This window comes from Antarctobacter sp., from assembly GCF_048262615.1.
Classification (GTDB): Bacteria; Pseudomonadota; Alphaproteobacteria; order Rhodobacterales; family Rhodobacteraceae; genus Antarctobacter.
Map to the genome: position 1 here is coordinate 14,006 of NZ_JBLXFB010000032.1, position 25,472 is coordinate 39,477.

A 25,472-nucleotide genomic window follows, 5' to 3' on the forward strand; every position below is an offset into this window, starting at 1 on the left:
CCGGCTTGACGTCCCGCGACACGTTTAGGGACGCCGCCGATTGTCGCCATAATGGAAACGAACTGCGCTCAAAATCGAAACAAACTGCACAAAAGAAACAGGATTCACGTGCTACGATGCCTTCAGTTGTTTTTCGATTTGCGGCCTTGGGCCATGTTTTCACGATGTCATATTGCCGCCGGGACAATGGCTGGACCACGCATAGCGGGCCTGCGCCTGCTGGAATGTCTGGACCCAAGCCGACGCTGACCGGTGACCGCCAGCAGGAGATGCTCCATGCCGCCGTTGGACCCTACCGCGCCAGTTGACGATCTCGAAAATGTTACTGGCGCGTTCGAAATAGAGGTGGTCGCCCGCTTCGACGATCTTGAGGCCGGTTATTGGCAGCGGGTCTTCGATTTCGGCAACGGGCCGCGCGGAAACAACCTGATCCTGACACAGGAAGAGAACGGCAACGGGCTCATGTTCGCGCTCTATCAGGATGGCGCGACCTATCGCGTGACGGCACCTGACGCCATTGTCGAAGGCGAAACCGCGACATGGAACGTTGGCATCGACGCCGACGGCACCATGTGGATCGACAAGAACGGCGTGCGACTGGTCGAAGGGACGTCGGCAATCCCGTCCGATGAAGTCCGGTTGAATGAGCTGTTGGGCTTTTCCAACTGGGCGGATGATACACCGCTGCACGGGGCCGTTCTTGGCATCGACGTGACAAACGCGGGCGATGCGGTGGATGGCGGGCGCCTGAACGCGCCCGCGCAGATCGACGGTGCTTTTCAACTGGATGTGGTCGTGCGGTTCGACAGTCTTGTTGCCTCGGCAAACCAGACCGTGTTCGACTTTGGCGGCGCGGCACCCGACGGCGCGCTCCGGTTCCATCAGGTCGGCACGTCGGACGACATGCGGTTCACACTTGTACAGGACGGCGCGGAATACAGTCTGACCGCCGCAGACGCGATCATCGAAGGAGAGTTGGCCATCTGGTCGGTAGGGATCGACTCAGACGGCCGCATGTGGGTGGAGAAAGACGGCGTTCTGCTGGCCGAGGGGGCGGGCATCGTGCCTGCGGACATTGAGCGCGGTCCCTTGCTGATCGGCGAGTCGGGGCACCCTGACGGAGGTGCGCTGGACGGTGTCGTCCTGGACCTGACGATTACGCCTGTTGAAACGGGGACGACGGATCCGGTCGATCCTGTCGATCCAACTGACCCAGTCGATCCTGTAGATCCCGTCGACCCAGTAGACCCGGTCGATCCGGTCGATCCAGTGGACCCGGTAGACCCGACCGATCCGGTAGACCCGGTCGATCCGGTTGACCCGGTCGATCCACCAACGACCACCGAAGGACCACAGCAGATCGACGGAGCCTTTCGGATCGACGTCACCGTGCGGTTCGATGACATCGATGGCGGCTATTGGCAGCGCGTCATTGATTTTGGCGACGGTCCGGCCTCCAACAACATCCTTTTCACCCAGATCGACAACACCTCTGGCATCATGCTGGAACTTTGGCAGGACGGCCAAGTCTATCGCGTGGTTGCGGAAGGTGCGATTGTCGAAGGCGAAACCGCCGACTGGAGTTTTGGCATCGACGAAAGCGGGTTGATGTGGATCGACAAGGACGGCACCCGGCTGGCCGAAGATCAGGGCATCGTGCCCGCTGATGTAGAGCGGGCCAACCTACTGGTGGGACAATCCAACTGGGCCGAAGACGCGCCGCTGATCGGCGAGATTGAGACGCTGTTCGTCTACAACGGCGCGGCGCCTTCCGATCCGGTCGACCCCGTCGACCCAACCGATCCGGTCGACCCCATCGACCCCGTCGACCCAACCGATCCGACAGAGCCAACCGACCCTGTCGACCCCGCCCCCCCTGTCATTGGCAGCGGCGACATGGTCATCGTCGCGCATCAGGATGACGACCTGTTGTTCATGAATCCCACCCTTGATGGATTGATAGACGGCGAAGGATCTGTGACCACGATCTATCTCACAGCGGGGGACGCCGGACGGGATGAGGCCTACTGGGCCGGACGCGAGGCGGGTGAAAAGGCGGCCTATGGCCATATGGCCGGGGCTGACGACTGGGTGGACGAAACCGTCAGCCTGACCGTCGGCGACCAGACCTTTGACGTGGCCAGTTCCTACCTTGCCAGCCAACCGGAGGTGCGGCTGTACTTTTTGCGGCTCCCCGACGGGTTCGGCGATGGCAGCGGATCGGAAACCTACGGGTTCCAGAGCCTTGAGCAGCTGGCAGAGGGAGAAATCGACACGGTCACCGCCGTGGACGGCAGCGCGACCTACACCTCGGACGACCTTACCGGACTCTTGTCGGCGCTGCTGGACCTCCACACCCCTGATCACATCCACATTCAGGACCACACCACCGAATATTCCGGGATCGAACACTCCGACCACCTGACCACCGCCGCCTTCGCCACCGACGCGGTGGAAGGGTACAATGCCGATTTCACGGTCACCAGCTATGTCGGCTACGCCTCTTGGGGGCTGGAAGAAAACCTGTCGCCGGAGGACGAGCTTGTGGTGCGGAGCACCTTTGACACCTACGCAAGCCACGACCCGTTGGTTTTTGGCAGCGATGGGGCGCTGATCGGTGCCTATGAGGATTGGGTGCAGCGCGAATACATCGCCAATGAATACGATGTCAGCGCCTCAGGCGCGGGCCTTTATGACGCCTTGATGCTGCCCCCGGACAGCGCGGACCTGCCCGAAGAGGATGACGCCCCACCGGCCGAAGCTGAGATAGAGGCTGTGCTTTGACGGCAAGGGCAACGGCATGAGATCGCCATTATGCCGGTCGTGATCACATCCGCTGGCCATTCATGACCGGGTGCGATGATAGGTCAACGCCATGGCGATGCAGGGCTCCAAGAGGTGCATGGGCAGCGCCTCTGAGAGCGGCAGGTTCACCGCGCGATTGCCGTCGCATTCCAAGTCCGGAAAGCGGTTCCGCCAATGCTCGACCAGCGAGGTCTGACAGTGCACAAGCAGTTGCAGCATTGCAGGCGCGCGGGGTTTCCACGTGAGGCGGATTGTCGTGCCCGCCCCCGTGGCCGACGTCAGATAGGCGGGCTCGCCCCATTTCAGGGTTTCGGTCAGAGGTCCAGCTTGCAGTCGTTCCGCAGCGTCGAAAATATGCCCGCGCAAGACGCCGAAATAAGCTTGCGCCCGCTCCGGGTAGGCGGTGACAACCGCAGCGACGGCAGGCGCAATCGGCGGGTTGGCTTTGCCCCGCGATGCTGTCACGGAACGACGACGATATTGCCGGAATGGGTCTTGGCGATGAAGGCGGATTGCGCGTCACGGAGGTCCCTGAGCGCGAATGTCGCCGCCAGCGCCGGTCGCACCTCACCGGACTCGATATAGCGGACGAGATTCCGCATGACCTCGACGTCGATTACTGTCGACCCGGTAAAGGTAAGGTCGCGCAGGTACAACGTGCGCAGGTCCAGATCAACGATCGGACCGGCAATTGCGCCCGAACAGGTGTACCGTCCGCCACGCTCCAGAATATTGATCAGTTGTGGCCAGTACGGCCCTCCGACGACGTCGGCGACAACAGTGATCTTTTCATCGCCCAGTGCTTGGCGCAGGGTCTCAGGAGCGCGCGGCAGAATGCGGTCCGGACCCAAATGCGCCACATCCTCGTGCTTTGCCTCGGAGGCAAGCGCGATAACCCGCGCGCCGCGCCGCTTGGCCAGTTGCACAAGCGCGCCCCCTACCCCGCCCGAGGCACCGGGAACAAGAACCACGTCCGCCGCCGTGACTTTGGCACGGACAAGCATCCCCTCGGCGGTCGAGTATGAGCACGAAAACGTCGCCAGTTCCGGGTCCGACAACGCAGAGGTCACGGCCAATGCGTTGCGCGCGGGCATTGTGGTGTATTCGGCAAAACCGCCATCGCGTTCAGACCCGAAATAGCCCGTGCGGTTCTTGTCGCTCAGGTTATCGGGGTCGCGCAGCCAGCAATCGACGATGATCCGCTCACCGATGCGCGCTGTGTCGACACCATCGCCCACGGCGACAATCCTTCCGCAGACATCCGCGCCCTGAATGCGCGGGAACATGATCGGGGCTCCGCCCCAGGACGGGTCGTATTGATCGACGTCGCGATACAACTCGCCGCTTGTCGCCTCGGTCACGGCCTTCGAGTACCAGCCTGTGCGCGTATTGATGTCCGTGTTGTTCAGCCCGCAGGCACCCACACGGACCAATACCTCGCCCGCGATAGGATGTGGGCGGGGCCAATCCTCATGCAGAACGATCTGGTCAAGGTCGCCATGGCCCATTGTGACCATCGCGCGCATTGTGTCGGGAAGGGGCAAAGCGGGCCTCCTTTCAGCTTCGGGTTGGCAACCGGCCCCTTGTCTGGTGCTAGGGGACAATTCGGTCAGGTTGCACCGCACCGTATCACCGGTTGCATCGGCGCGTCCCGTGAAGTTTCGGGATTTCAGACCGTCGCCTGCGGCGCGTCTTGACGCGAAGAGGCGAAAGGACGACCGCCCGCAACACTTTACCGGACGTGCCGGTTTTCGGTTTCAGGCCGGCCGTCATGACCGCCTTGCAGACGGATTGAGCAATGGGCCGGTCGTGGCTGACATCCACCGAAACCGGTCGTTATGGATCGCGCCAAGGACTGTCAGGGCCGCTGGCGGTCGCCCCCAGATGCAACGTATGCTGTCGACCGACCGGCGGCACACGCACAGGGACTCGGTCGACGCCATCGGCCAGTCGCCCAGACACCACGCCACTCGACCGACACCCGGACAGGAGACCACATGAGCACGTTTGACGAAGATCTCTTTCTCAAGGGCCTCGAACAGCGCAAGGCGACGCTGGGCGCAGGCTATGTGGAAAAGAATCTGGCCGAAGCCGATGACTTTACCCGCCCCTTTCAGGAAGCGATGACAGCGTGGTGCTGGGGCTTTGGCTGGGGAGACGACGTGATCGACGCCAAGACGCGCTCGATGATGAACCTCGCCATGATCGGGGCCTTGGGCAAGATGGCGGAATGGGAAACCCATTGCCGTGGCGCGGTGACGAATGGCGTATCCAAGGAAGAAATCCGCGCCATTATCCATGTCATCGGGATTTACTGTGGCGTTCCGCAGGCGCTGGAATGTTTCCGCGTGGCCCGCAAGGTTCTGGACGATTCAGAGTGACTGACAGACAGGTCGCGCGCGCCCAGCGCTGTGACCCGTGTGGACCATCAAACCGCAGGGAATACACAGCAGCCCTTACATGTTTTCAGAGGTATAGATATCAAATCCCAGCGCCACGCGCTGCGCTCCGGCATCGGAACCTGCCTTTTTGGCCTTGATCAACGTCGAGATCGTTTCGCGCGCCAAGGCTTCCATCGGGTGTGAGATGACCATGGTGAGCGTCCCGTCGATCAGCGCAGCGCGGGTCGTATCGAATAGCTCATACCCAACGGCAACGAAATCGTCGCGGGTGGTGCCTTCGCGCAGAGCGGCAAGTGCCCCGGTTATCCCGCCACCCGAGATAAGCAGGCCGCAAAGATCAGGGTGGTCTTTCAGCATTCGTTCAACCAGTTCGCGAGCCGCTGCTGCGGATTCGTAGGTTGCCTGCGGTTCAAGCAGCGTAAAGTCAGAGTTGTGCTCACGGAAATACGACCGGAACCCGCTCTCGTTCAGTTCCTGATTGCGATACCTGTGGTTGCCCAGCAAGATCCCGATCTTGCCCGGTTCCCGCACGATGTTGCCAAAGGCCCATGCTGCGGTGCGTCCGACCTTCCAGCCGTCCAGTCCGATATAGCTGACATTGCCATGCGCGGACAGCGGCGCGATAAGTCCCGCCACCGGCACGCCCTTTGCCATCACCCTGTCGATTGCATCCGCCACAATCGGGTGCTGCGCGGCGACCAGCGCAACCGCCTCACAGGTCTCGCCCAGGGCGATCAGCCGCTCTGCCACCCGTTCCGGCGACAAGTCATCCAGATACTCCAAGGACAGGGTGACCGTCTCATCCGTTCGCCGCTTGACTTCGGCCATCATCGCCTCACCCAGATTGCGATAGAAGGTCCGCGTTTTTTGGTGCAGCAAGATGCCGACTTTATGTGTTTCTCGCCTTGTTCGAACCGCGTGCTGGATTGTCCCAAGACCATAAAAACCGATCTCTTCCGCCGCGGTCATCACCCGTTCGCGGGTGGGTGACCGGACCGATTCCGGTTGGTTGAGCACCCGATTGACGGTTGACACCGAAACACCGGCCGCCTTGGCAAGATCGGGGATGGTTGGCCGTTTCATGGCAGTCCCTTCATCTCAATTCATCTCACAACTCTCCGGATTTGGCGTTATTTGAGACGAAAACATACACCGCTGATCGTCAGACTTGATTTGATCCATGTCAAACTGTCAAGGAAAAGCACGCTGAAATTTCATGGCCTGTGACCAAGGCCACCACATCAGGGAGGGGCGGCGCATGGATGATCTGAAGTATGGGACGCGCGACAAACGCGGAAACTGGGCGCCGACTGCCACCCTGGAAATTGCGCCGTTCTGGAACGGGAAATGGCACAAGATGGGCCATTTTCTCAAGGATCTCATCTGGCCCTGGAACGCTTTTCACATGGCGACCGCGTTGCTGTACTGGATCTTTGTCATCCCGGACATGGAAACCCTGAAAACCCTGACGATGGGGTGGGTTTTGTACCTGTTTGCGGTAAATGCGGCGGGCATCTTCCTGCTTTACGGCGCGATCGAGATGTTCTTTTACATCAAGCGCAAGCAAGAAACGCGGTTCAAGTTCAACGCAAAGTTCCCGTCGGAAAACCCCTCGGATGTCTTCTGGTTCAAAAGCCAGAACCTTGATAACTTTCTGCGCAGCTTTTTCGTCGGCATCCCGATCTGGACCGCCGTCGAAGTCGGCATGTTGTGGTGCTATGCCAATGGCATCCATGCCTTTGGCTGGCTCGACTGGCAGGACAACTGGATCTGGCTGGTTGCGTTGACATTTCTCGTGCCAGTGATCCACGAAATCCATTTCTTTTGCATCCACCGCCTGATCCACTCGCCAAAGCTCTACAAGTGGATTCATTCGGTGCATCACAACTCGGTCAACCCCAGCCCCTGGTCGTCGCTGTCGATGCACCCGGTCGAGCATATGCTCTATTTCGCCGAGATCCTCTGGCACCTGATCATCCCTTCGAACCCGATTGTCATGATGTTCAACAGCCATGCCGTCGGCTACGGCGCACTGAACGGACACATCGGTTTTGACAAGCTGGAAGTCACCGAAGACACCCCGCTCGATACCCATGCCTACGCCCATTACCTGCACCACAAATACTTTGAGGTGAACTACGGGGCCGATGGTCTTGTGCCGCTCGATAAGTGGTTCGGCTACTGGCACGACGGCTCAAAAGAAGCCGAAGAGCAGATGAAAACGCGCTTCCGCAAGAAGAAAGAGCGGATGAAAGCAAAACAGTCAAAAAGCATACCGGCAGAATGAACTGGCCCTCGGCGCGCAGAGGAGGTGCGCCGACGACCGACCAGAGATCAATTTACCGCCGCAGTGTCGGCATCCCAGGGGAGGAGACCCAATATGAAACTCAGCAAGATCCTTGCATCCACCGCAGCGCTTGCATTCGTTGCAACCACAGGTCTGGCAGAAAGCCACAGTGGCGCGGACATCTTTGTCATCGGCGGCAAACCTGACGATCCGTTCTGGTCCATCGTGAAGCGCGGTGCCGAGGATGCGGGCCTTGTGGTCGAGGCCCAGGGCGGTTCTGTCACCTGGCTCGGGCCGCAGAACTACGACAATCTGGGCGTGGATGCGGCCGAGTTGATCCGGCAGGCCATCGACCAGGGCGCTGACGCCATAATCGGGCCGAACTGGGTGCCCGAGGCCATGGACCCGGCCTTCGAGGCCGTTGTGGCCGCCGGTATTCCGCTGGTCATCTACAACGCGGGCGGTATCGAGGCGGCAGATCGCCTTGGCGCGCTGAACTACGTCGGCGCTGTCGACTACAAGGCCGGTGTCGCAGGCGGTGACTACCTTGGCAATGCGGGCAACCTGAACGGCGTGTGCATCAACTCGCTGCCCGGTGCCGCCAATATCGAAGACTACTGCAACGGCTTCGTCGAGGGCATCACCAATGCCGGCGGCAAGGGAACGGTTCTGCCGCTGCCCGCAACCGCGCAGGGCAACGTGACCGCCGTCGCGCAGGCGATCCGGGCCCACCTGCTGCAAAACCCCGACATCAACGCCGTGTTCACCACCGCCAACCTTGACGCCGTCGGCGCGGTTCAGGGCATCGCCCAATCCGGCAAGGCCGGGCAGGTCGCGCTGTGCGGCATCAACTTTGACGAGGCCATCCTGACCAATATCGCCAATGGCTCGCAGGCCTGCGCGATTGACCAGCAGGGGTATCAGCAAGGTTTCTACGCCGTGTCGATCCTGAACGGCTACGTCAACTATGGCCTGACCATCCCGACCCGTGAAATCCTGACCGGTCCGGGTGTCATCGACAGCAAGACCATCGAGGCCACCATGGCCGGTGCCAAGATGGGCACCCGCTGATCACAGACAGGACCTGAGACCGCGCGCCCGTCGCGCGGTCTTACAAGATTACGGACCCAGACAGGGGGTTCCGATTGTCTGCATATGGATTGGCCGGGGGAACGCGCATGTCAACTGAGACGACTAAATCCAACGCATTGGGCAGCAGGCTAGGCGGTCTTGCCCGTCGACCCGAAGCCGGGACGTTCATCGGGCTGATCGCAGTCTATGTCTTTTTCGCCAGTCTTGGCGGCAGCATCTTTCTGGGGGCGCCGGGCTGGTCCAGCTTTCTCAACATGGCCGCCGAAGTCGGCATCATCGCCTTGCCCGTGGGGCTTTTGATGATCGCGGGTGAGCTTGATATTTCCGTGGGCGCTGTCCTGCCCGCCGCATCGCTGACCGTCGCGGTTATTTCGGGTCACTATGACCTGCCGACATATCTGGGCATCTTGGCGGGGCTAGGGGTGGGTCTGATCGTCGGCTTCATCAACGGCGTTCTGGTCACACGCACGTCAATCCCGTCGCTGATCATCACCATCGGCACGATGTTCGGCGTCATGGGGCTGACCCTTGGCTTGACCGTCATGATCGCGGGCAGCACCGGGGTGTTCATGACGCCCGATCCGATGGCCAAGACCCTGTTCGGACAGTTCATCGGCGGCATGTTTCAGGTCACGATGTTCTGGTGGGCCGGTTTTATCGTGGCGACCTTTTTCCTGCTGCACATCTCACCGGTGGGCAACTGGATCTTCGCCCTTGGCGGCGATCGGGAAAGCGCGCGCAACGCCGGTATCCCGTCGAACCGCGTGTCCATCGGACTGTATATGTACAGCGGGTTCGCGGCGGCCTTTGTCGGCGTGTCGCAGGTGCTGACCTTTCAAAGCGCGCAGGTGGCCGCCGGACAGGCCTTCATCTTCAACTCGATCATGTGTGTCGTGATCGGCGGCGTCCTGCTGACCGGCGGCGCGGGATCGGTGATCGGCATCGTGGTTGGCACCCTGACCTTTGCCATCGTGAACCAGGGCATCTTCTTTTCCGGCCTCGACCCCAACATCGGCTCGATCATCATTGGCGCGCTGCTGCTGGCGGCCGTCCTTTCCAACGACAGCTTCCGTACGCTTGCCATGCGCTACGCGGCCAAGAAATCGTAAGGGCGGACCCATGCACATCTTATCAAGCCTGCTTCGCAGCCCCGCTGCCGCCTCTGTCCTCAGCCTGATCGGCGTCCTGATCTTTTACGTCGTCATCGGCGGCGTGAATCTTGGCACGCTGTTCGGCGCGGCCAGCTGGGTGAATTTCGCCGCAAACCTCGGGATTGTCGCGATCCCTGTGGGCCTGCTGATGATCTCCGGTGAACTGGACATCTCGATCGGGGCGATGATCCCCGCAGGGGCCATGACCACCGCGATCGTTTCCGGCTATTACGACCTGCCGATCATCTTCGGTATGCTGGCGGCTCTGTCACTGGGTGTGGTCGTCGGGACAATCAACGGTATCCTGACCATCCGCACCACCGTGCCGTCGCTGATCATCACGCTGGGTACGTTGGTCGCGATGCAGGGAGTGGTGCTGAGCACGTCGAAGTTCCTGACAGGTCAGGCAAGCGTGGCGATCACGGCGCCGGACTGGGCCAAGTCCCTCTTTGGGCAACTGATCGGCGGCAGCCATCAGGTGATCATCGTCTGGTGGGTCGTGATCGCGGTGATCTTCTGGTTTGTCGTCCACCAGAGCCGTTATGGGAACTGGGTCTTTGCCATGGGCGGTGACCGTGAAAGCGCCCGAAATCTGGGCATCCCGGTCGACCGGATGACAATCGGCCTGTTTATCCTGACCGCCACCTCGGCCAGCTTTGTGGGAATGTGTCAGGCCATCCTGTTCAACTCGGCGCAAGTGTCCGGGGGGATGAACATCATCTTCAACGTCATAGTCAGCGTCGTGGTCGGCGGGGTGCTTTTGACCGGCGGATTCGGCTCTGTCATCGGCATCTTTTTTGGCACGTTGACCTTCGCGATCGTCAGCCAGGGCATCTATTTCACCGACATCGACCGCAACTGGTCAAGCCTGATCATCGGGGCAATGCTGCTGATCGCGGTCGGGCTGAACGAAAGTTTCCGAAAGCTGGTGCTGACTGGGCGACTTCAACGAAACAAAGGGAGCAAGGCCAATGTCTGACAACACACCTGTCATTGAATTGCGCAAGGTCGACAAGTCTTTTGGACCGATCGACGTCCTGCACGAAATCTCATTGAAGGTGCACAAGGGCGAAGTGCTCTGCCTTCTGGGGGACAACGGGGCCGGCAAATCCACGTTGATCAAGACGCTTGCCGGCGTTCACAAACCGACGCGCGGCGACATTCTGCTGGACGGCAAGGAAATGCATTTCGACCGTCCCAAGGACGCGCAGGAAATGGGCATCGCCACGGTGCACCAGTTCGGCGGCACCTTTCCGCTGATGTCCATCGGGCGCAGCTTTTTCGCCGGGGTCGAGCCGACCCGAGGCTGGGGACCGTTCAAGGTCTACGACCGGAAGACGGCCAATGACATCGCCGTCAAGGCGGTACAGGACTTCGGCATCACCCGGATCGACGACGGCGACCGTCTGGTCGGCGGTCTGTCGGGGGGCGAGCGGCAGTCGCTGGCCATCGCCCGCGCGGTCCATTTCGGCGCGCGGGTGCTGATCCTTGACGAGCCGACCGCAGCACTGGGAGTCAAACAGGCCGCCCACGTCCTGCGCATTGTGAACGAGGCCAAACGGCGCGGGCTGGCCGTGATCTTTATCACCCATCAGGTTATGCATGCGATGGCCGTGGGCGATCACTTTGCCGTTCTGATCCGAGGTGCAATTGCAGCCGATTTCCGCAAGGGCGAAAAGACCCGCGAAGAAATCGCCGATCTGATGGCGGGCGGCGAGTCGATGGCGGATCTGGAAGCCAACATCGAGGGCTACATGGAAACCCACGACGGACATCCGCCGCAGCCTTCACATTAACTGGTCGGGCGGGCACACATCTGCCCGGACCTTTCACCAACCGGCCCAGCCAAACATCGGTCGGACAATATTCGATCCGCACATATGGAGAGCGTCTTGAGTATACGAATTGCCGTCATCGGCGCCGGCTTGATGGGCGCGGACCACGCAAAGATCGTGGCCGAAGACATGCCCGGCGCGACCCTTCAAGTCATCTGCGACATGGACGCGGCCAGAGCCAAATCCGTCGCCGACGCCTGCGGTGCCAAGGACACGGACAGTGACCCGGAAGGTGTGATCACCCGTGCGGATGTGGATGCGGTGATTGTGGCCTCACCCGATTTCACCCATGCCCCGCTGTCCAAGGCCTGCATTGCGGCGGGCAAGCGGGTGATGTGTGAGAAACCCTTGTCGCAAAGCTCGGCAGAGTGTCTTGACGTGATGGAGGCCGAACAGGCCGCGGGCGCGCGACATGTGATGCTGGGCTTCATGCGCCGCTATGACCAGTCCTATGTCGAGATGCGCGCCGCCCTTGCCAAGGGCGATCTGGGCCGCGCTCTGATGATGCACAACTTTCACCGCAATGTGGACACACCGGCGGCGGATTTCACCGGGGCCATGGCCATCACCAATTCGGCACCGCATGAATTCGATGTGGTGCGCCATGTTCTTGGCACCGAATACGCCTCGATCACCGCGCATCAGCCGCGGCGATCCGACGACCGTGTCGCCCCTGTTGTGATGGTGCTGGAAACCACCGACGACCAGTTGGTGACCATCGAAATCAACAACAACGCGGCCTATGGCTATGACGTCCGCGCCGAGCTTGTCGGCGAGGAAGGCAGCATCGCGATGAACAACGTCGCCTATACGCGGACCGACCGCCGTCTGGCCTCTTCCACGCGCTATGACGCCGATTGGCGCGGACGTTATCACGAGGCCTATGTCCGCCAGAACCGCGCCTTTGCCGCCTTTGTCGAGACAGGTCACTTTCCCGCCATCGCCTCTGATTGTTGGGACGGCTACTGCGCCGCCGTGGTCGCCGAGACAGGAGTAAAGGCGCTTCGGTCAGGCATGAAACAGAAGATCGAGATGATCGCGCAACCGGCGTTCTATGCAGCACCAAAAGGGGTGGCATCGTGAGACTAGGATTTGTCTCTGACAGCCTCGGTGCGATGTCGTTGCACGACATGCTGGATCATGCTGCGCGTATGGGTGTTTCCGGCGTCGAGGTGAACACCTGCGGATGGTCCACCGCGCCACATTTTGACCTGAACGGACTGCTGGTCAATGCAGCGGCCCAAAAGGCGTTCAAAGCCGAGTTTTCGGCGCGCGGTCTGGAGATCATCTCACTGAACGCAAATGGCAACCCGCTGCATCCGACCGACCCCAAACAGGGCGCGGATCTGTTGAACACCATCCGCGTGGCCGGTGAAATGGGGATCGCAACAGTCTGCACCATGTCCGGCCTGCCCGCCGGGTCGGCGCAGGACACACTGCCGAACTGGGTTGTGTCCAGCTGGCCACCGGAAACACAGGACATCCTGCGTTACCAATGGGAAAACAGGCTGATCCCCTTCTGGGGTGAGACGGTCGCGCTGGCCAAAGAGTGCGGGGTCGAGCGGATTGCGCTGGAACTGCATGGCAACCAATGCGTCTACAACGTGCCCTCGCTGCACAAGCTGCGCGATGCGGTCGGACCCGTCATCGGGGCAAACCTTGATCCCAGCCACCTGTTCTGGATGGGGGCCGATCCGCTGATCGCGGCAGAGGCTCTCGGCGACGCCGTCTACCATGTGCATGCCAAGGACACCTTTCTGAACGCCCCCGTGCAAGCGACAACCAGCCTGCTGGAGAACGGCTCACTGATGGACATCCCGGCGCGCAGCTGGTCCTACATCACGCTGGGCTTTGGCCATGGCGAGGAATGGTGGCGGCAGTTCTGTTACCGGCTCAGGATGGGCGGCTACGACGGCTGGCTGTCGATCGAGCATGAGGACGTCCTGCTGAACGCGCTTGAAGGGCTGGAGAAATCCGTCGATCTTTTGCAGCGTGTGATGCCCGCTGCACCGGCGGATTTCAAACCGCAGGACATCTGACCGGCAATCACAGACCACAATCCGTCGGGCGCGACCGCACAGCGCCCGAGCCTGACGGCAGGCAGCCCCTGCCCCGACAAAAGCCACAAGAGGAGAAAGACCAAATGGCCGAATGGATCGACGCCTGCGCCGCGACCGACATCGACGAAGAGGATGTGATCCGCTTCGACCACGGATCACGGACCTTCATCATCGTCCGCGACCATCAGGACAATTATTACTGTACCGATGGGTTGTGCACCCATGAGGAGGTGCATCTGTCAGAGGGACTGGTGGTCGAGGCGACCATCGAATGCCCCAAACATTCATCGATTTTCGATTGCTCCAACGGCGAGGTCGAAACGCCGCCCGCCTGCGAAAACCTGCACACATATCCCACCCGTGTCGAAAACGGCCGGGTCTTCGTCGAGGTCTGAGCCGACACTTGGCTCCCCGCAAGGGAGCAGCCCCACCCCCTCATGAGGGTCCGGGTCAAGCGCGAGACGAGTTCCACGACAGTAACGCCCCCCCGTGTCTGCCACGTCTCACACGGACCTCACACCCAGAACACAGGACATCACGATGTATCACAACCGCCCCCACGTCTCCGACATTCGCGCGATGAAACAACGCGGAGAGAAAATTTCGATGCTCTTTGTGACCACGCCCGAAGAGGCCGCCGCCGCAAATGCAGCGGGCATCCACATGCTGTCGATCGAGGGCAGGTACTTTGACGCTGACATGCGTGACGCCGCGGGCGATTGTTTTGTGCAGGTCGGCCTGCCCTACGGCGGCTCGGGCCGTTTCGAGGGACGCCCCATCGCCACCGGCGAAGATTACCTGCGCGCCGCCTTTTACTATGCCGGTATCGGCGGCGATGCCTATTACTGTGCGGCATCGTATGACATCCAAAAGCTGCTGTGCGACAACCACCTGCCCGTTGTCGGCCACATCGGCCTGATCCCCTCCTACATCACATGGACCGGCTGGCGCGCCGTTGGCAAAACCGCGGATGAGGCTCTGGCGCTATGGAAACACACCCAAAAGCTTGAGGAAATCGGGTGCTTCGGGGCCGAACTTGAAGTGGTGCCCGACCGGGTCGCAAAATTCCTGACCGAGAATTCCTCACTGGTCATGCTGGGGATGGGCGCGGGCAAACATGCGGATGCGCAATATCTGTTCACCGAGGACGTCTGCGGTTACGGCAAGAACCACAAGCCGCGCCACGGCAAGGTGTACCGCAATTTCGCGCCCGAGCTTGAGCGCTTGCAGAATGAGCGCATCGCGGCCTTCAAAGACTACAAGGCGGATGTCGATTCCGGTGGCTACCCAGAGGCCGCGCACAGCGTCACCATCAAGGATGATGAGTTTGAGGCCTTTCTGGGCGCGGTGCAGGACTGATGCTGCGGATCGGCGTGGTCGGTTACGGCACCGGCGGGCAGCATTTTCACACGCCGTTCATCGCGGCCGCCACTGGCTGCACCCTGAGCGGGATCGTGGCGCGCGCGGAAAAGACCGTCGCCAAGGCGCGGGCCGACTGGCCCGGCACGCCGATCTTTTCCAGCCTGACAGAGATGATCACAGCCGGGGCCTGTGATGCCGTTACGATCACAACGCCGCCGCAGACCCGCCGGGCGCTGGTGCTGGAGGCCATCGCCGCCGGCCTGCATGTGATCGCGGACAAGCCGTTTGCACCGGACTGCGCCGGCGCGTTGGAGCTGGACGCCGCCGCCAAGGCCAAAGGCGTGACGCTGGATGTCTATCAGAACCGACGCTATGACGCCGATCTGCAAACCCTCGCCAAAATCATCGCCGACGACCGGCTGGGCCGGGTCTGGCGCGTCCACAACCGAATGGATTTTGACGACCCGGCGACGCTGGAGGCAGGACCGACCGGCGGCCTGTTGCGCGATCTGGGAAGCCATGTGGTGGACCAGATGGTCTGGCTGAACGGTCCGGTTCTTTCCGTCTGGGCGCATCTCGATTTTGTCGACTTGCCCGAGGGGCGCACGGACGCCGGTTTTGTCGTCACGCTGAGCCACGAAAACGGGCGTATGTCAGAGGTGGCCGCCTCAAAACTCAACCACTACGGCATGCGTGAATTGCGCGCCTATGGTGACAAAGGTGTCTTTCTCAGCCACAGCTCTGACGTACAGGCGCAGGACATTTTCGCCGGGAAAAGACCTGCCGAGGCGCCCGATGCATGGGGCTATGAACCCAAGGCGCACTGGGGCACGCTGTATAGTGCCAGTGGCGCCCAAATCGTGCCGTCGGAACAGGGCCGCTACCACGACTATTATGACGCCTTTGCCCAAGCGGTCCGGGATGGCAGCCCGCCACCGGTAACTGCGGAAACCGGTGCGCGCACCCTTGCCATTCTGGATGCCGCCCGGCAAAGCGCCATCGACGGGAGATCCGTCTCCCTTTGACCCCGGACCCGAATTGGGGATCGGATAGCGCTGTCGGGTGATCGTGTTCGGGCTGGTAGCCGCGCTGCTTTTCCGCCTCCCCCACAGCGCTCCCAAGCGCCATCAGCCCGCATCTATCGGCAACGGGCACGGCATCCCCTGCTTGAAGGACACAAACCCGCGTGACATGACTGTTGGAACGCCGAGGCGATCTATTGCACGGCATTCTGACGGAGCGGTCTCATGCGGATCATCATCTTTGGCGTTGGCGCGGTCGGAGGCGTTGTTTCCGCCGCCCTTGCCCTGACGGGTCAAGACGTTTTGGGCATCGCGCGTGGCTCGCGCCTACAGGCGATCCGCGACAAGGGACTGACCCTGCGCAGCCATGACGGCAGCGAAACCACCCCCCTGCCCTGCGTCGGCACCGCAACCGACATCGCGCCGCGCCCGGACGACGTGATCCTGCTGACGACCAAAACACAGGACACGCCACGCGCGCTGGAGGATCTGCGCACAGCGGGCTTTGATGAACAGGCGGTTTTCTGCGTGCAGAACGGGGTGGAAAACGAACGCCTTGCCCTGCGGCTCTTTCCCAACGTCCACGCTGTGAGCGTGATGCTGCCCGCCGAATACATGGCCCCCGACGAGGCGGTCGGCGTCGGGCGACCCAACCTTGGGGTTTTCGATATCGGGCGCTATCCACGGGGCGCGGATCAGACCGACGCCGCGTTGGCCGAGGTGCTGACATCGGCCCGGATCAAGAGCTTTGTCGAAGACGATGTGATGCAAAACAAATATGGCAAGCTGCTGGTCAACCTTGGCAATATTGTCGAAGCCGCGTTAGGCCGGGGCGCTGCGGCGGCAGAGATCAAGACTGCCTTGCTGCAAGAAGCCATAGGTGTCTATCGCGCGGCTGGCATCGGCTGGCGCGACATGGGCGCGGGCGATCCGCGACGCGGTGCCCTGATGACGGCCGAACCGTTGGACGGCGTTGAACGCGTTGGGGGATCGACCACCCAAAGCCTTGCCCGTGGGGCCGGGTCTGTCGAGACGGATTTCCTGAACGGCGAGATTGCCATGATCGCCCGCTTGGCCGGAACAGAGGCACCGATCAACGCCCGCGCCGCGAAACTGGCCGCGCGGCTGGCACGTGACAAATGCCCGGCGGGTGCCCTGACACCCAATGAGATGGCGACGGAACTGGGTCTCTAAGGCCCGCCGTCCGGTGTACGCGGGCCAGCCTCGCACCGTGTCCGCGCGCAGCGCCCGGCATTTTGGATAACCCGGCGGATCAGAGCGCAGGACGTGCCCGGCGACGCATGCAATGTTGGGCAGGCCCGCGCAATACAACGGGGACCGTCGCGCCACGGCGTCCGCCCACAGGACCGACAGACCGGATTACCCTGCCGCGCCCGTCTTGGGCGCGTCGGTGGCGGACCAGACCGGCCATGTCTTGCCGTCCGTGAAAAAATCCGGGTGCTGCGCCCGCAAGGCATCGACCCGGTTGATCGTGCCGGAGAGGTGCCGCCGGACCGCCTCTGTCGCCGCAATCTGATCGCCAGCCGAGATCGCGTTCAGGATCGCTTCGTGATCGGCAACGATCGCGGCCATTTTCCCTTGGGACGGCAGGTCCAGTTGCTGGCAACGCAGAAGATGGCCCAGCCGCCTTGCCAGGATCTGCTGAATGCTGCCGACGCCGACCGCGTCGAACAGCGTCTTGTGAAACGACCGGTCCAGATCGTGAAACAGTTCCGCCTGATCGGTATCGCCCAACAGCGTCTTTTGCATTTGAACGATGGCGCGGGCGCGCGCGACCACGTCGTCACGCGGAGCGGCAGCCAGCCTCCATGCCACTTCGACCTCGACCGCGACGCGCAGGAAATGCGTTTCGTTCAGCTGCTGCACGTCAATGCGGCTGACCAGAGTTCTGGATTGCGGAAAGACCTGAACCAGCCCGTCCTGATCCAGCATCTGCAATGCCTCCCGGATCGGGGTCTGGCTGACCGCATACTGCTTTTCAAGGGTCGCGCGCGACAACACGGATCCCGGTGCCCGCTCGAATGAGATGATCTCGCGTCGCAGTTCATCATAAACGCGGTTTGCCGCTCCGTCGCCACGTGCAGCGGCGGATCCTTTGCCCCTTTCGTGCCCGGTATCGCTTGCCATTTGCTGTCTCCTGACGGTGGTCGCGCGTTGTCCGGGAAAAACACAGCCTGACGTGAGAACCAATTGGACAGGTGTCAAATACTAATATATTAGTTGAAACTGTCAAGCGTGACACGGACAAAAGACCGGCGCGCACATTTGAACCCCGAGGGAGGAAACCCATGAAATTCAACAATTTGACCAAGTTTTCCTTGATTGCAGCCATGGCTGTGTCGATGGGAATCGCAGGAGGATCGGCTGATGCGGCGGACCGCGTTCTGAAAATTCAGACGTCCTCCAACGCCAGCCACGCATCGCTCGCCTATCTGAATGATGTCTGGATCCCCAAACTTGAAGCCATGACCGGCGGAACACTGGGTGTCGAATTGCTGCCGGTGGACGCGGTGGTGCCGCGTCGTGAGACAGCCGAGGCGATTTCGGTGGGTATCCTTGACGGTGACCTGACCTCGATCAACTACTTTGCGGGCATCGATCCGGCCTTTGCCCTGATGGGCGATCTGATCGCGGGCTATGACAGCGCCGACCAGATTCAGGCGTTTTGCGCGCAGGGCGGCGGCAAGGAAATGCTGCAAAAGCTGTACGACGCACATTTCGAAGGCGTCCACGTGATCGGCTGCGGCGCCTACGCGCGTGAGGCTTTTGTGTCCAAGGTGCCTGTGCGCACGGTCGCAGACCTCAAAGGTCTCAAGATCCGCTCTCCCGAAGGGCTGGCCGCCGACGTGTTCAAACGCGCGGGCGCGGCCCCTGTGTCCATGTCCGGATCGGAAACCTACGGCGCGCTGGACAAGGGCGTGATCGACGCGGCGGACAACTCGGCCTATGCCAACAACGACGCCAACGGCATGCACAAGATCGCCAAGTTCCCGATCTTCCCCGGCATCCACTCGACCCCGATCCTGCAATTCACCGTCTCCGAAGCGGTCTGGGAAGAACTGACCGAGGCAGAGCAGGTCGCGCTCGAAACATGGTATCTCGCCGCCTACAACGGGCTGCGCCAGCATTTCGATCGTCTCGACCGCCAGTTGGTGGCCCGAGACAAGGCCGCAGGCGAGATCGAAGTGATCGACTGGCCGCAGGGCGAACGTGACAAGCTGCGTGCCATCGCTCAGGAAGCATGGGAAGCCTTTGCCAGCCAGTCCGATCTGGCGAAAGAAGTCTACAACGCGCATATCTCCTTCATGAAGGAAGCGGGCCTGCTGTAAGGCAGCCTGCCCGCAAGATGACTTGCCCGCTTGCGAATTGGCGGGCAAGTCACCATCCCCGCCGCCCTTCTGAAATCGAAGATACATATAGAGACCGTGCACCCGTCGGGCGCACGGCCTGACAGGGACATCACCGCATGACGCGCAATCTGGACGACGCTCTGGAAGAGACCGAGATCGGAATCGCGGATCAGGATCCGCTGCACGAAGAGGCCGATCTGGACCGCAGCCAATACACGATTGTGGATCATGTCAGTCACGTATCCGGCATTGCCATATCGACCTTTTATCTGATCGCGGCGACGGCGACACTGTGGGAGGTTTTCTCGCGCTATGTCCTGCATACGCCGACCCTGTGGGCGTTTGAGACCGTCATGGTCACCGTGGCCGCCGCCTGGATGTTGTCGGCTGGCTACGTCACGATGAAACAGCGCCATATCGGCATCACCGTCATTCACAATCTGGCCAACCCGACACAACGCTGGTGGCTGGATCTGTTCGCCATGGTTGTCGGGGTTCTGGCGCTTTACATGCTGCTGACCGATGCCCCGGTGCGCGCCTATGTCAGCATCGCGCGGCTGGAAAAATCCGGCTCTGCTTTCAACTCACCCCTGCCGATGATGATGAAAACCCTGATGGTGATCGGCGGGTTCATGTATCTGGCGCAGTTGATGGTCAACCTGCACCGCCACGTTCAGGCCAAAGCGGCGCGGCTGATCGTCAAGGCAATCGGGATCTACTTTGTCGTCTACTTCGTGTCGGCCTTTCTGGCCCATGCGCTGGACGTGCAGATCGCCGCAGTGTTCTCCGATTTCATCTCGGAGATCGGCAAGTCGATGGACCCGTCCAAGGCGCTGGAACTGCGCAAGATGGATCTGGGCACGATCTCTGTCATCATGGTGGTTCTGCTGATCGCGCTGATGATGACGGGCATGCCGCTGGGCATCGTCACTCTGCTGGTGTCCGTCATCATGGCGGTCGGGTTCTTTGGGCCGCGCGGTCTGTTCCTAGTCAGTTCCAACGCCGTGGGCCTGCTGGAACACTACAGCCTTGTTGCTGTGCCGTTTTTTGTCCTGATGGCCTCGATCCTGGAACGCGCGGGCATTGCCGAAGACCTGTTTGACGCCATGTCGATCTTTGCCGGAAACCTGCGCGGCGGGGTCGCGGTGCAAACCACGGTGGTGGCGGTGATCCTTGCCGCCATGTCCGGCGTGATGGGCGGTGAAATCGTCATGCTGGGCCTTGTCGCCCTGCCACAGATGTTCCGGCTGGGCTATGACCGCAAACTGTCGATTGGCCTGATCTGCGCCTCCGGCGCTCTGGCGACGCTGATCCCGCCCTCGATCATCATGATCGTCTACGGGCTGTCGGCCGAGGTCGGCATCGGCGAATTGTTCATGGCGGGCGCGCTGCCCGGCATCATGCTCGCCGTTTTCTATGCTGGCTATGTCCTGATCCGGGTGAACCTGAACCATTCGCTGGCGCCCACCGCCGCCGAAGTCGCCCAGATCACCGGAACCGAAAAGAAGCTGTCCAAGGACCGGATGATCGCCGTTGGCCTGTGTATCCTGCTGATCGGCGCTGTCATGGGGTCGATCTACGGCGGTGTCGCCTCTGTCACAGAGGCCGCTGCCGTGGGCTGCATCGGGGCCCTGATCGTGGCCGCCGTCCGCAACAAGTTCAACTGGGAGGTTCTGTCCGCCGCGATGCTGGGCACAATGACCACGGTCGGCACAATCATCTGGCTGGTGCTGGGCGCGGTCAGTTTCGTGGGCATCTTCAACCTTGTGGGCGGCGGCGAATTCATGCGTTCGCTGTTCCTCGACCTTGGCCTGTCGGCCATGGGCACGGTCATCGTGATGATGCTGATCCTGATGGTTCTGGGCACCTTCATGGAATGGATCGCCATCGTTCTGATCACCGTGCCGGTCTTTGCGCCGGTGGTGATGACGCTTGCACCGGATCTGGGCCTGACAGAAGATCAGGCCAAGATCTGGTTCGGCATCCTGTTTGTCATGAACATCCAGATCTACTTTCTGTCGCCGCCCTTTGGCCCGGCGTGTTTCTGGTTGAAATCGGTGGCGCCCAAGGACGTGACCCTACAGGAAATCTTTGTGGCGGTGCTGCCCTTTATCGGGCTCCAGATCCTCGGGCTGTTTCTGGTCATGTATTTCCCGCAGATCGCCCTGTTCCTGCCTGAACTGTTGAATTGAGGAGGCAAAAGCCATGATCGGACGCGACAGCCATGACGACATCAACGGTTACGGCATTTGGCCCTGGGTGCTGGGGCTTGTGCTGGCAGGGGTGATCATCTTCCTGATGTTCGCCTTGTCGCAGCCTATTTCGTGAAGGAGTTGAGATGAGCCGTAAGAGACCTGAAGATCTTCGTTCCGCGCGTTGGTTTGCGCCTGATGATCTGCGCAGCATGGGGCATCGCAGCCGTGCGATGCAGATGGGCTGGGCGGCGGATGACTGGGAGGGCAAGCCGGTCATCGCGGTGATCAACACATGGTCGGACCTGTCGCCGTGTCACCACCACCTGCGCGACCGGGCGGAGTGGGTCAAGCGCGGCATCTTGAAGGCGGGCGGAACGCCGGTCGAAATGCCGGTACATTCCTTCTCAGAGCAATTCCTGAAGCCGACCTCGATGCTCTATCGCAACATGGGCGCGCTGGAGGTCGAAGAGACCCTGCGCAGCCACCCCATCGACGGCGCGGTGCTGCTGGGGGGCTGTGACAAGTCCACCCCGGCGCTGGTCATGGGCGCGGTCAGCATGGGGCTGCCGTTCATCTTCATGCCAGCGGGGGCCATGCTGCGCGGCAATTACGCGGGGCAAAAGCTGGGCTCTGGCACCGACGTCTGGAAGTACTGGGACGAACGCCGCGCGGGCAATATCACCAAGGACCAGTGGGACGGCGTGCAGGGCGGCATCGCGCGCAGCTATGGCACCTGCATGACCATGGGCACCGCCAGCACGATGATGTCGATTGCCGACGGCTGGGGACTGACACTGCCCGGCGCCTCTTCGATCCCGGCGCCGGATGCGGGGCACAAACGCATGGCTGCCGCCTGTGGCGCGCGCGCGGTCGAGATGGTCTGGGAGGACATGACGCCCGACAAGATCATGACTTGGGAAAGCACGCGCAACGCGGTCACCGTGGCCATGGCGACGGGCTGTTCGACCAATGCGATCATCCACCTGATCGCGATGGCGCGGCGCGCGGGCGTCGATCTGACGCTGGATCACCTCGACGAGATCGGCCACACCACGCCGGTGCTGGCCAATATCCGCCCCTCGGGCAAAGAATATCTGATGGAGGATTTCTATTACGCGGGCGGCTTGCCGGCGCTGATGAAAGAGCTGGGGGACAAGCTGGACCTGTCGGTGATGACGGTGAACGGCCAGACCATGGGCGACAACATCGCCGAGGCGGTGAACTACAACGACGACGTGATCCGCCCGCTGTCCAACCCGGTGTATCAACAAGGGTCGCTGGCAGTGCTCAAGGGCAACCTTGCCCCCGATGGCGCGGTGATCAAACCTGCCGCCATGGACCCAAAATTCCAGACCCACAAAGGCCCGGCGATTGTCGCCGACAGCTATGCCGATCTGAAGAAGATCATCAACGACGAAGAGTATCCGATGACGCCGGATCACGTTCTGGTCCTGCGCAACGCCGGACCGCTGGGGGGGCCGGGGATGCCGGAATGGGGCATGATCCCGATGCCCAAGGCGCTGCTCAAGGACGGCCACCGCGATATGGTGCGGCTGTCGGATGCGCGCATGTCGGGCACATCCTACGGTGCCTGCGTCCTGCATGTCGCCCCCGAGGCCTATATCGGCGGCCCGCTGGCGCTGATCCAGACCGGCGACATCATCGAGATGGACATCCCCAACCGGACGCTCAACGTCGTGCTGACGGACGCAGAACTGGAGGCGCGCCGCGCCGCCTGGACAGCGCCCGCCCCGCGGTTTGAGCGTGGCTATGGCCAGATGTTCAGCAAACATGTGGAACAGGCGGACAAGGGCTGCGACTTTGACTTTCTGCGCACCGATTTCGGCGCGCCCGTCCCGGAACCGGAGATCAACTGATGGAAGCGACGAACACCGCCCCGGACCTGATCCGGGGCCTCCACCTTGCGCGCCCAGAGATCACTGGGCGGGCTCGGAACGCGGGGATGCCGGAATGACCGATCTTGCCAAAGCCCTGACCGGCGTGTCCGGCATCCTTGTCACGCCGTTCGACACGGCAGGAGAGATCGCACCGGAGGTGCAGAAACCGCTGGTCGACCGCGCCATCGCCGCAGGCGTGCATGTGCTGACCGCCAATGGCAACACCGGCGAATTCTACGGGCTGACGCTGGACGAGGCCTGCGCCATGGTCGCGGCCAGCGGCGCGCATATCGCGGGCCGCGTGCCGTTGGTGGCCGGTGTCGGGCGCGGGATACGCGACGCGCAGGCCCTGGCCGAGGCGTCGCGCGCGGCGGGGGCAACTGCGCTGATGATCCACCAGCCACCCGACCCCTTTGTCGCGCCGCGCGGCGTCATCGCCTATGTGCAGGCGGTGCGCGAGGCGGGACAGGGGTTGCCGCTGATCCTTTACCTGCGCAACGATGCCATCGGGACAGATGCCATCGCCGCGCTGTGCCGGGTCGAGGGCGTGGTGGGCGTCAAATGGGCCACGCCCAACCCGATGCGGCTGAAAGACGCCATGGCCGCCGCGCCCGATCACATCACCTGGACCGGTGGTCTGGCCGAGGTCTGGGCCCCAACGCTCTACGCGGTCGGTGCGCGCGGCTTTACCAGCGGGCTGATCAACGTCTGGCCAGAGCGGTCGGTTGCGATCAACACCGCGCTGGAGGCGGGCGACTACGCCCGCGCCCGCGCGCTGATCGCCGACATGCAGGTCTTTGAGGACATCCGCGCCGAGGAACAGGGCGGGGCCAACGTGCCCGGCGTCAAAGCGGCGCTGGCGCTGATGGGCGAGGATTGCGGCGTGGCGCGCCCGCCCGCCGCATGGCCCCTGAGCGACAATCAAATGACGCGCCTGCGCGCCTTCATGACCAGCAATGGACTGATTTGAGGACTTTCCAATGACCGATCACCCCCTGTCTCCCGACACCAAGGCCAAGCTCGAACAGGTCTCTGTCGCCACGCTGGCCACCGCCCTTTACAAGCGCGGACTGCGCCACCAGGTGATCCAGGACGTGCGCCCGGTGGCCTCCAAGGGCCGCAACATGGTCGGCCCCGCCTTTACCCTGCGCTACATGCCCGCGCGTGAGGACCGCAACCAGTTGGTCGAGTTCCGCAACCCCGAACACCCCCAGCGGGTCGCCATCGAGACCTGCCCGCCGGGGCATGTGCTGGTCATGGACAGCCGCAAATCGGCCTATGCAGCCAGTGCGGGCGACATCCTGATCACCCGGCTGATGATGCGCGGCGGTGCCGGCGTCGTGACCGACGGCGGGTTTCGCGATGCGATGAACGTCGCCGGACTGGAGATGCCCGCATATCATAGTCGCCCCTCCAGCCCGACCAACCTGACCACCAACGAGGCCATCGACATCAACGTCCCAATCGGCTGCGGCGACGCGCCGGTGTTTCCCGGCGACATCGTGGTCGGTGACGACGACAGCGTGATCATCCTGCCCGCGCATCTGGCCGATGAGATCGCCGACGAGGCCATCGAAATGACCGCCTACGAGGATTTTGCCCTGGAACAGGTCAAAAACGGCGCCGCCATTATCGGGCTCTACCCGGCGACGCAGGAAGAAAACCTCGAAAAATTTGCCATTTGGCGCAAAGAGAACAAGCGGTGACTCGCTGACGAGACACAGCGCGCCGCTGCCGCGCGAAGATCATCATACGGCACGGCGCCAGGCCTTGGCGCCGTGTGTTTTTGTCCTTCGGTCGTGCAGTCCGTCAGGATCGCGAAAGACCGGGGCCCCAAAAGGCCAAGACCACAAGAGGATTGACCATGCCCGACACCTTTACCCCCCACGGCCAGCACCTGATCGCAGGCGAATGGGTTGCCAGCGCGGCCAGTTTTGCCTCTGACCCGGCGCACGGACCGGCGCATGACTTTGCCATCGGCACGCCCGATCT

23 protein-coding genes are annotated in these 25,472 nt (G+C 61.8%); 19 read left to right on the top strand and 4 right to left on the bottom strand.

Features of this window, described 5'->3' with window-relative positions; all coding sequences use genetic code 11:
* Positions 1–276 precede the first annotated feature (276 nt).
* A complete protein-coding gene (locus ACN0S5_RS21350; protein WP_417211095.1) occupies positions 277–2,784 on the top strand; it encodes a PIG-L family deacetylase in 2,508 nt (835 codons plus the stop codon).
* A gap of 60 nt (positions 2,785–2,844) precedes the next feature.
* On the opposite strand, the gene ACN0S5_RS21355 is transcribed toward ACN0S5_RS21350, so the two are convergent.
* Together ACN0S5_RS21355 and ACN0S5_RS21360 are read right to left on the bottom strand one after the other, a co-directional pair.
* Positions 2,845–3,270 (bottom strand): DUF1801 domain-containing protein, encoded by a 426-nt coding sequence (locus ACN0S5_RS21355; RefSeq protein ID WP_417211096.1) that lies wholly within the window; start codon positions 3,268–3,270, stop codon positions 2,845–2,847.
* Positions 3,267–4,331 carry an alcohol dehydrogenase family protein gene (locus ACN0S5_RS21360; RefSeq protein WP_417211130.1) on the bottom strand — a complete coding sequence of 355 codons (1,065 nt, stop codon included), beginning with the start codon at positions 4,329–4,331 and terminating at the stop codon, positions 3,267–3,269. Before ACN0S5_RS21360 ends, ACN0S5_RS21355 begins: the two co-directional genes overlap by 4 nt.
* A gap of 471 nt (positions 4,332–4,802) precedes the next feature.
* On the opposite strand from ACN0S5_RS21360, the gene ACN0S5_RS21365 reads away from it, so the two are divergent.
* Positions 4,803–5,186 (top strand): carboxymuconolactone decarboxylase family protein, encoded by a 384-nt coding sequence (locus ACN0S5_RS21365; RefSeq protein ID WP_417211097.1) that lies wholly within the window; start codon positions 4,803–4,805, stop codon positions 5,184–5,186.
* 75 nt (positions 5,187–5,261) lie between these two features.
* Here the strand turns inward: ACN0S5_RS21365 and ACN0S5_RS21370 are convergent, their stop codons facing one another.
* Positions 5,262–6,290, bottom strand: a complete 1,029-nt coding sequence (locus ACN0S5_RS21370) for a LacI family DNA-binding transcriptional regulator (protein WP_417211098.1) — start codon at positions 6,288–6,290, stop codon at positions 5,262–5,264.
* Positions 6,291–6,465: 175 nt separating this feature from the next.
* Here ACN0S5_RS21370 and ACN0S5_RS21375 point away from each other — a divergent pair, with 175 nt between their 5' ends.
* From ACN0S5_RS21375 to ACN0S5_RS21425, 11 genes are all read left to right on the top strand, one after another.
* A complete protein-coding gene (locus tag ACN0S5_RS21375; protein WP_417211099.1) occupies positions 6,466–7,494 on the top strand; it encodes a sterol desaturase family protein in 1,029 nt (342 codons plus the stop codon).
* Between the two features lie 93 nt (positions 7,495–7,587).
* A complete protein-coding gene (locus ACN0S5_RS21380) occupies positions 7,588–8,565 on the top strand; it encodes a substrate-binding domain-containing protein (RefSeq protein WP_417211100.1) in 978 nt (325 codons plus the stop codon).
* Between the two features lie 107 nt (positions 8,566–8,672).
* Positions 8,673–9,695 carry an ABC transporter permease gene (locus ACN0S5_RS21385; RefSeq protein ID WP_417211102.1) on the top strand — a complete coding sequence of 341 codons (1,023 nt, stop codon included), beginning with the start codon at positions 8,673–8,675 and terminating at the stop codon, positions 9,693–9,695.
* A gap of 10 nt (positions 9,696–9,705) precedes the next feature.
* The gene (locus ACN0S5_RS21390; protein ID WP_417211103.1) at positions 9,706–10,716 is read left to right on the top strand and encodes an ABC transporter permease; all 1,011 of its coding nucleotides are present in this window, start codon (positions 9,706–9,708) and stop codon (positions 10,714–10,716) included.
* Positions 10,709–11,533, top strand: a complete 825-nt coding sequence (locus ACN0S5_RS21395) for an ATP-binding cassette domain-containing protein (protein ID WP_417211104.1) — start codon at positions 10,709–10,711, stop codon at positions 11,531–11,533. Before ACN0S5_RS21390 ends, ACN0S5_RS21395 begins: the two co-directional genes overlap by 8 nt.
* 96 nt (positions 11,534–11,629) lie before the next feature.
* The gene (locus ACN0S5_RS21400; RefSeq protein WP_417211106.1) at positions 11,630–12,655 is read left to right on the top strand and encodes a Gfo/Idh/MocA family oxidoreductase; all 1,026 of its coding nucleotides are present in this window, start codon (positions 11,630–11,632) and stop codon (positions 12,653–12,655) included.
* Entirely contained in the window at positions 12,652–13,611 is a 960-nt protein-coding gene (locus tag ACN0S5_RS21405) for a sugar phosphate isomerase/epimerase family protein (RefSeq protein ID WP_417211108.1), read from the top strand. Before ACN0S5_RS21400 ends, ACN0S5_RS21405 begins: the two co-directional genes overlap by 4 nt.
* Positions 13,612–13,715: 104 nt before the next feature.
* Entirely contained in the window at positions 13,716–14,027 is a 312-nt protein-coding gene (locus ACN0S5_RS21410) for a MocE family 2Fe-2S type ferredoxin (RefSeq protein WP_417211109.1), read from the top strand.
* A gap of 145 nt (positions 14,028–14,172) precedes the next feature.
* The gene (locus ACN0S5_RS21415; RefSeq protein WP_417211110.1) at positions 14,173–14,991 is read left to right on the top strand and encodes a 3-methyl-2-oxobutanoate hydroxymethyltransferase; all 819 of its coding nucleotides are present in this window, start codon (positions 14,173–14,175) and stop codon (positions 14,989–14,991) included.
* Positions 14,991–16,019, top strand: a complete 1,029-nt coding sequence (locus ACN0S5_RS21420; protein WP_417211113.1) for a Gfo/Idh/MocA family protein — start codon at positions 14,991–14,993, stop codon at positions 16,017–16,019. Before ACN0S5_RS21415 ends, ACN0S5_RS21420 begins: the two co-directional genes overlap by 1 nt.
* Positions 16,020–16,241: 222 nt before the next feature.
* A complete protein-coding gene (locus tag ACN0S5_RS21425; RefSeq protein WP_417211114.1) occupies positions 16,242–17,210 on the top strand; it encodes a ketopantoate reductase family protein in 969 nt (322 codons plus the stop codon).
* 186 nt (positions 17,211–17,396) lie between these two features.
* Here the strand turns inward: ACN0S5_RS21425 and ACN0S5_RS21430 are convergent, their stop codons facing one another.
* The gene (locus ACN0S5_RS21430; RefSeq protein ID WP_417211115.1) at positions 17,397–18,164 is read right to left on the bottom strand and encodes a GntR family transcriptional regulator; all 768 of its coding nucleotides are present in this window, start codon (positions 18,162–18,164) and stop codon (positions 17,397–17,399) included.
* A gap of 161 nt (positions 18,165–18,325) precedes the next feature.
* Between ACN0S5_RS21430 and ACN0S5_RS21435 the strand changes: the two genes are divergently transcribed.
* The 6 genes from ACN0S5_RS21435 to ACN0S5_RS21460 all read left to right on the top strand — a co-directional run bounded on the left by ACN0S5_RS21435 (position 18,326) and on the right by ACN0S5_RS21460 (position 25,186).
* Positions 18,326–19,366: a TRAP transporter substrate-binding protein gene (locus ACN0S5_RS21435; protein WP_417211117.1), complete on the top strand. Its 1,041-nt coding sequence runs from the start codon at positions 18,326–18,328 to the stop codon at positions 19,364–19,366.
* Between the two features lie 137 nt (positions 19,367–19,503).
* Positions 19,504–21,579 carry a TRAP transporter large permease subunit gene (locus tag ACN0S5_RS21440; protein WP_417211119.1) on the top strand — a complete coding sequence of 692 codons (2,076 nt, stop codon included), beginning with the start codon at positions 19,504–19,506 and terminating at the stop codon, positions 21,577–21,579.
* A 13-nt stretch (positions 21,580–21,592) separates the two neighbouring features.
* Positions 21,593–21,715 carry a dihydroxy-acid dehydratase gene (locus ACN0S5_RS21445; protein ID WP_417211121.1) on the top strand — a complete coding sequence of 41 codons (123 nt, stop codon included), beginning with the start codon at positions 21,593–21,595 and terminating at the stop codon, positions 21,713–21,715.
* A gap of 10 nt (positions 21,716–21,725) precedes the next feature.
* A complete protein-coding gene (araD, locus tag ACN0S5_RS21450; RefSeq protein WP_417211124.1) occupies positions 21,726–23,459 on the top strand; it encodes an L-arabinonate dehydratase in 1,734 nt (577 codons plus the stop codon).
* Between the two features lie 94 nt (positions 23,460–23,553).
* Positions 23,554–24,450: a dihydrodipicolinate synthase family protein gene (locus tag ACN0S5_RS21455; RefSeq protein ID WP_417211126.1), complete on the top strand. Its 897-nt coding sequence runs from the start codon at positions 23,554–23,556 to the stop codon at positions 24,448–24,450.
* A 10-nt stretch (positions 24,451–24,460) separates the two neighbouring features.
* The gene (locus ACN0S5_RS21460) at positions 24,461–25,186 is read left to right on the top strand and encodes a ribonuclease activity regulator RraA (RefSeq protein WP_417211128.1); all 726 of its coding nucleotides are present in this window, start codon (positions 24,461–24,463) and stop codon (positions 25,184–25,186) included.
* Positions 25,187–25,472 lie beyond the last annotated feature (286 nt).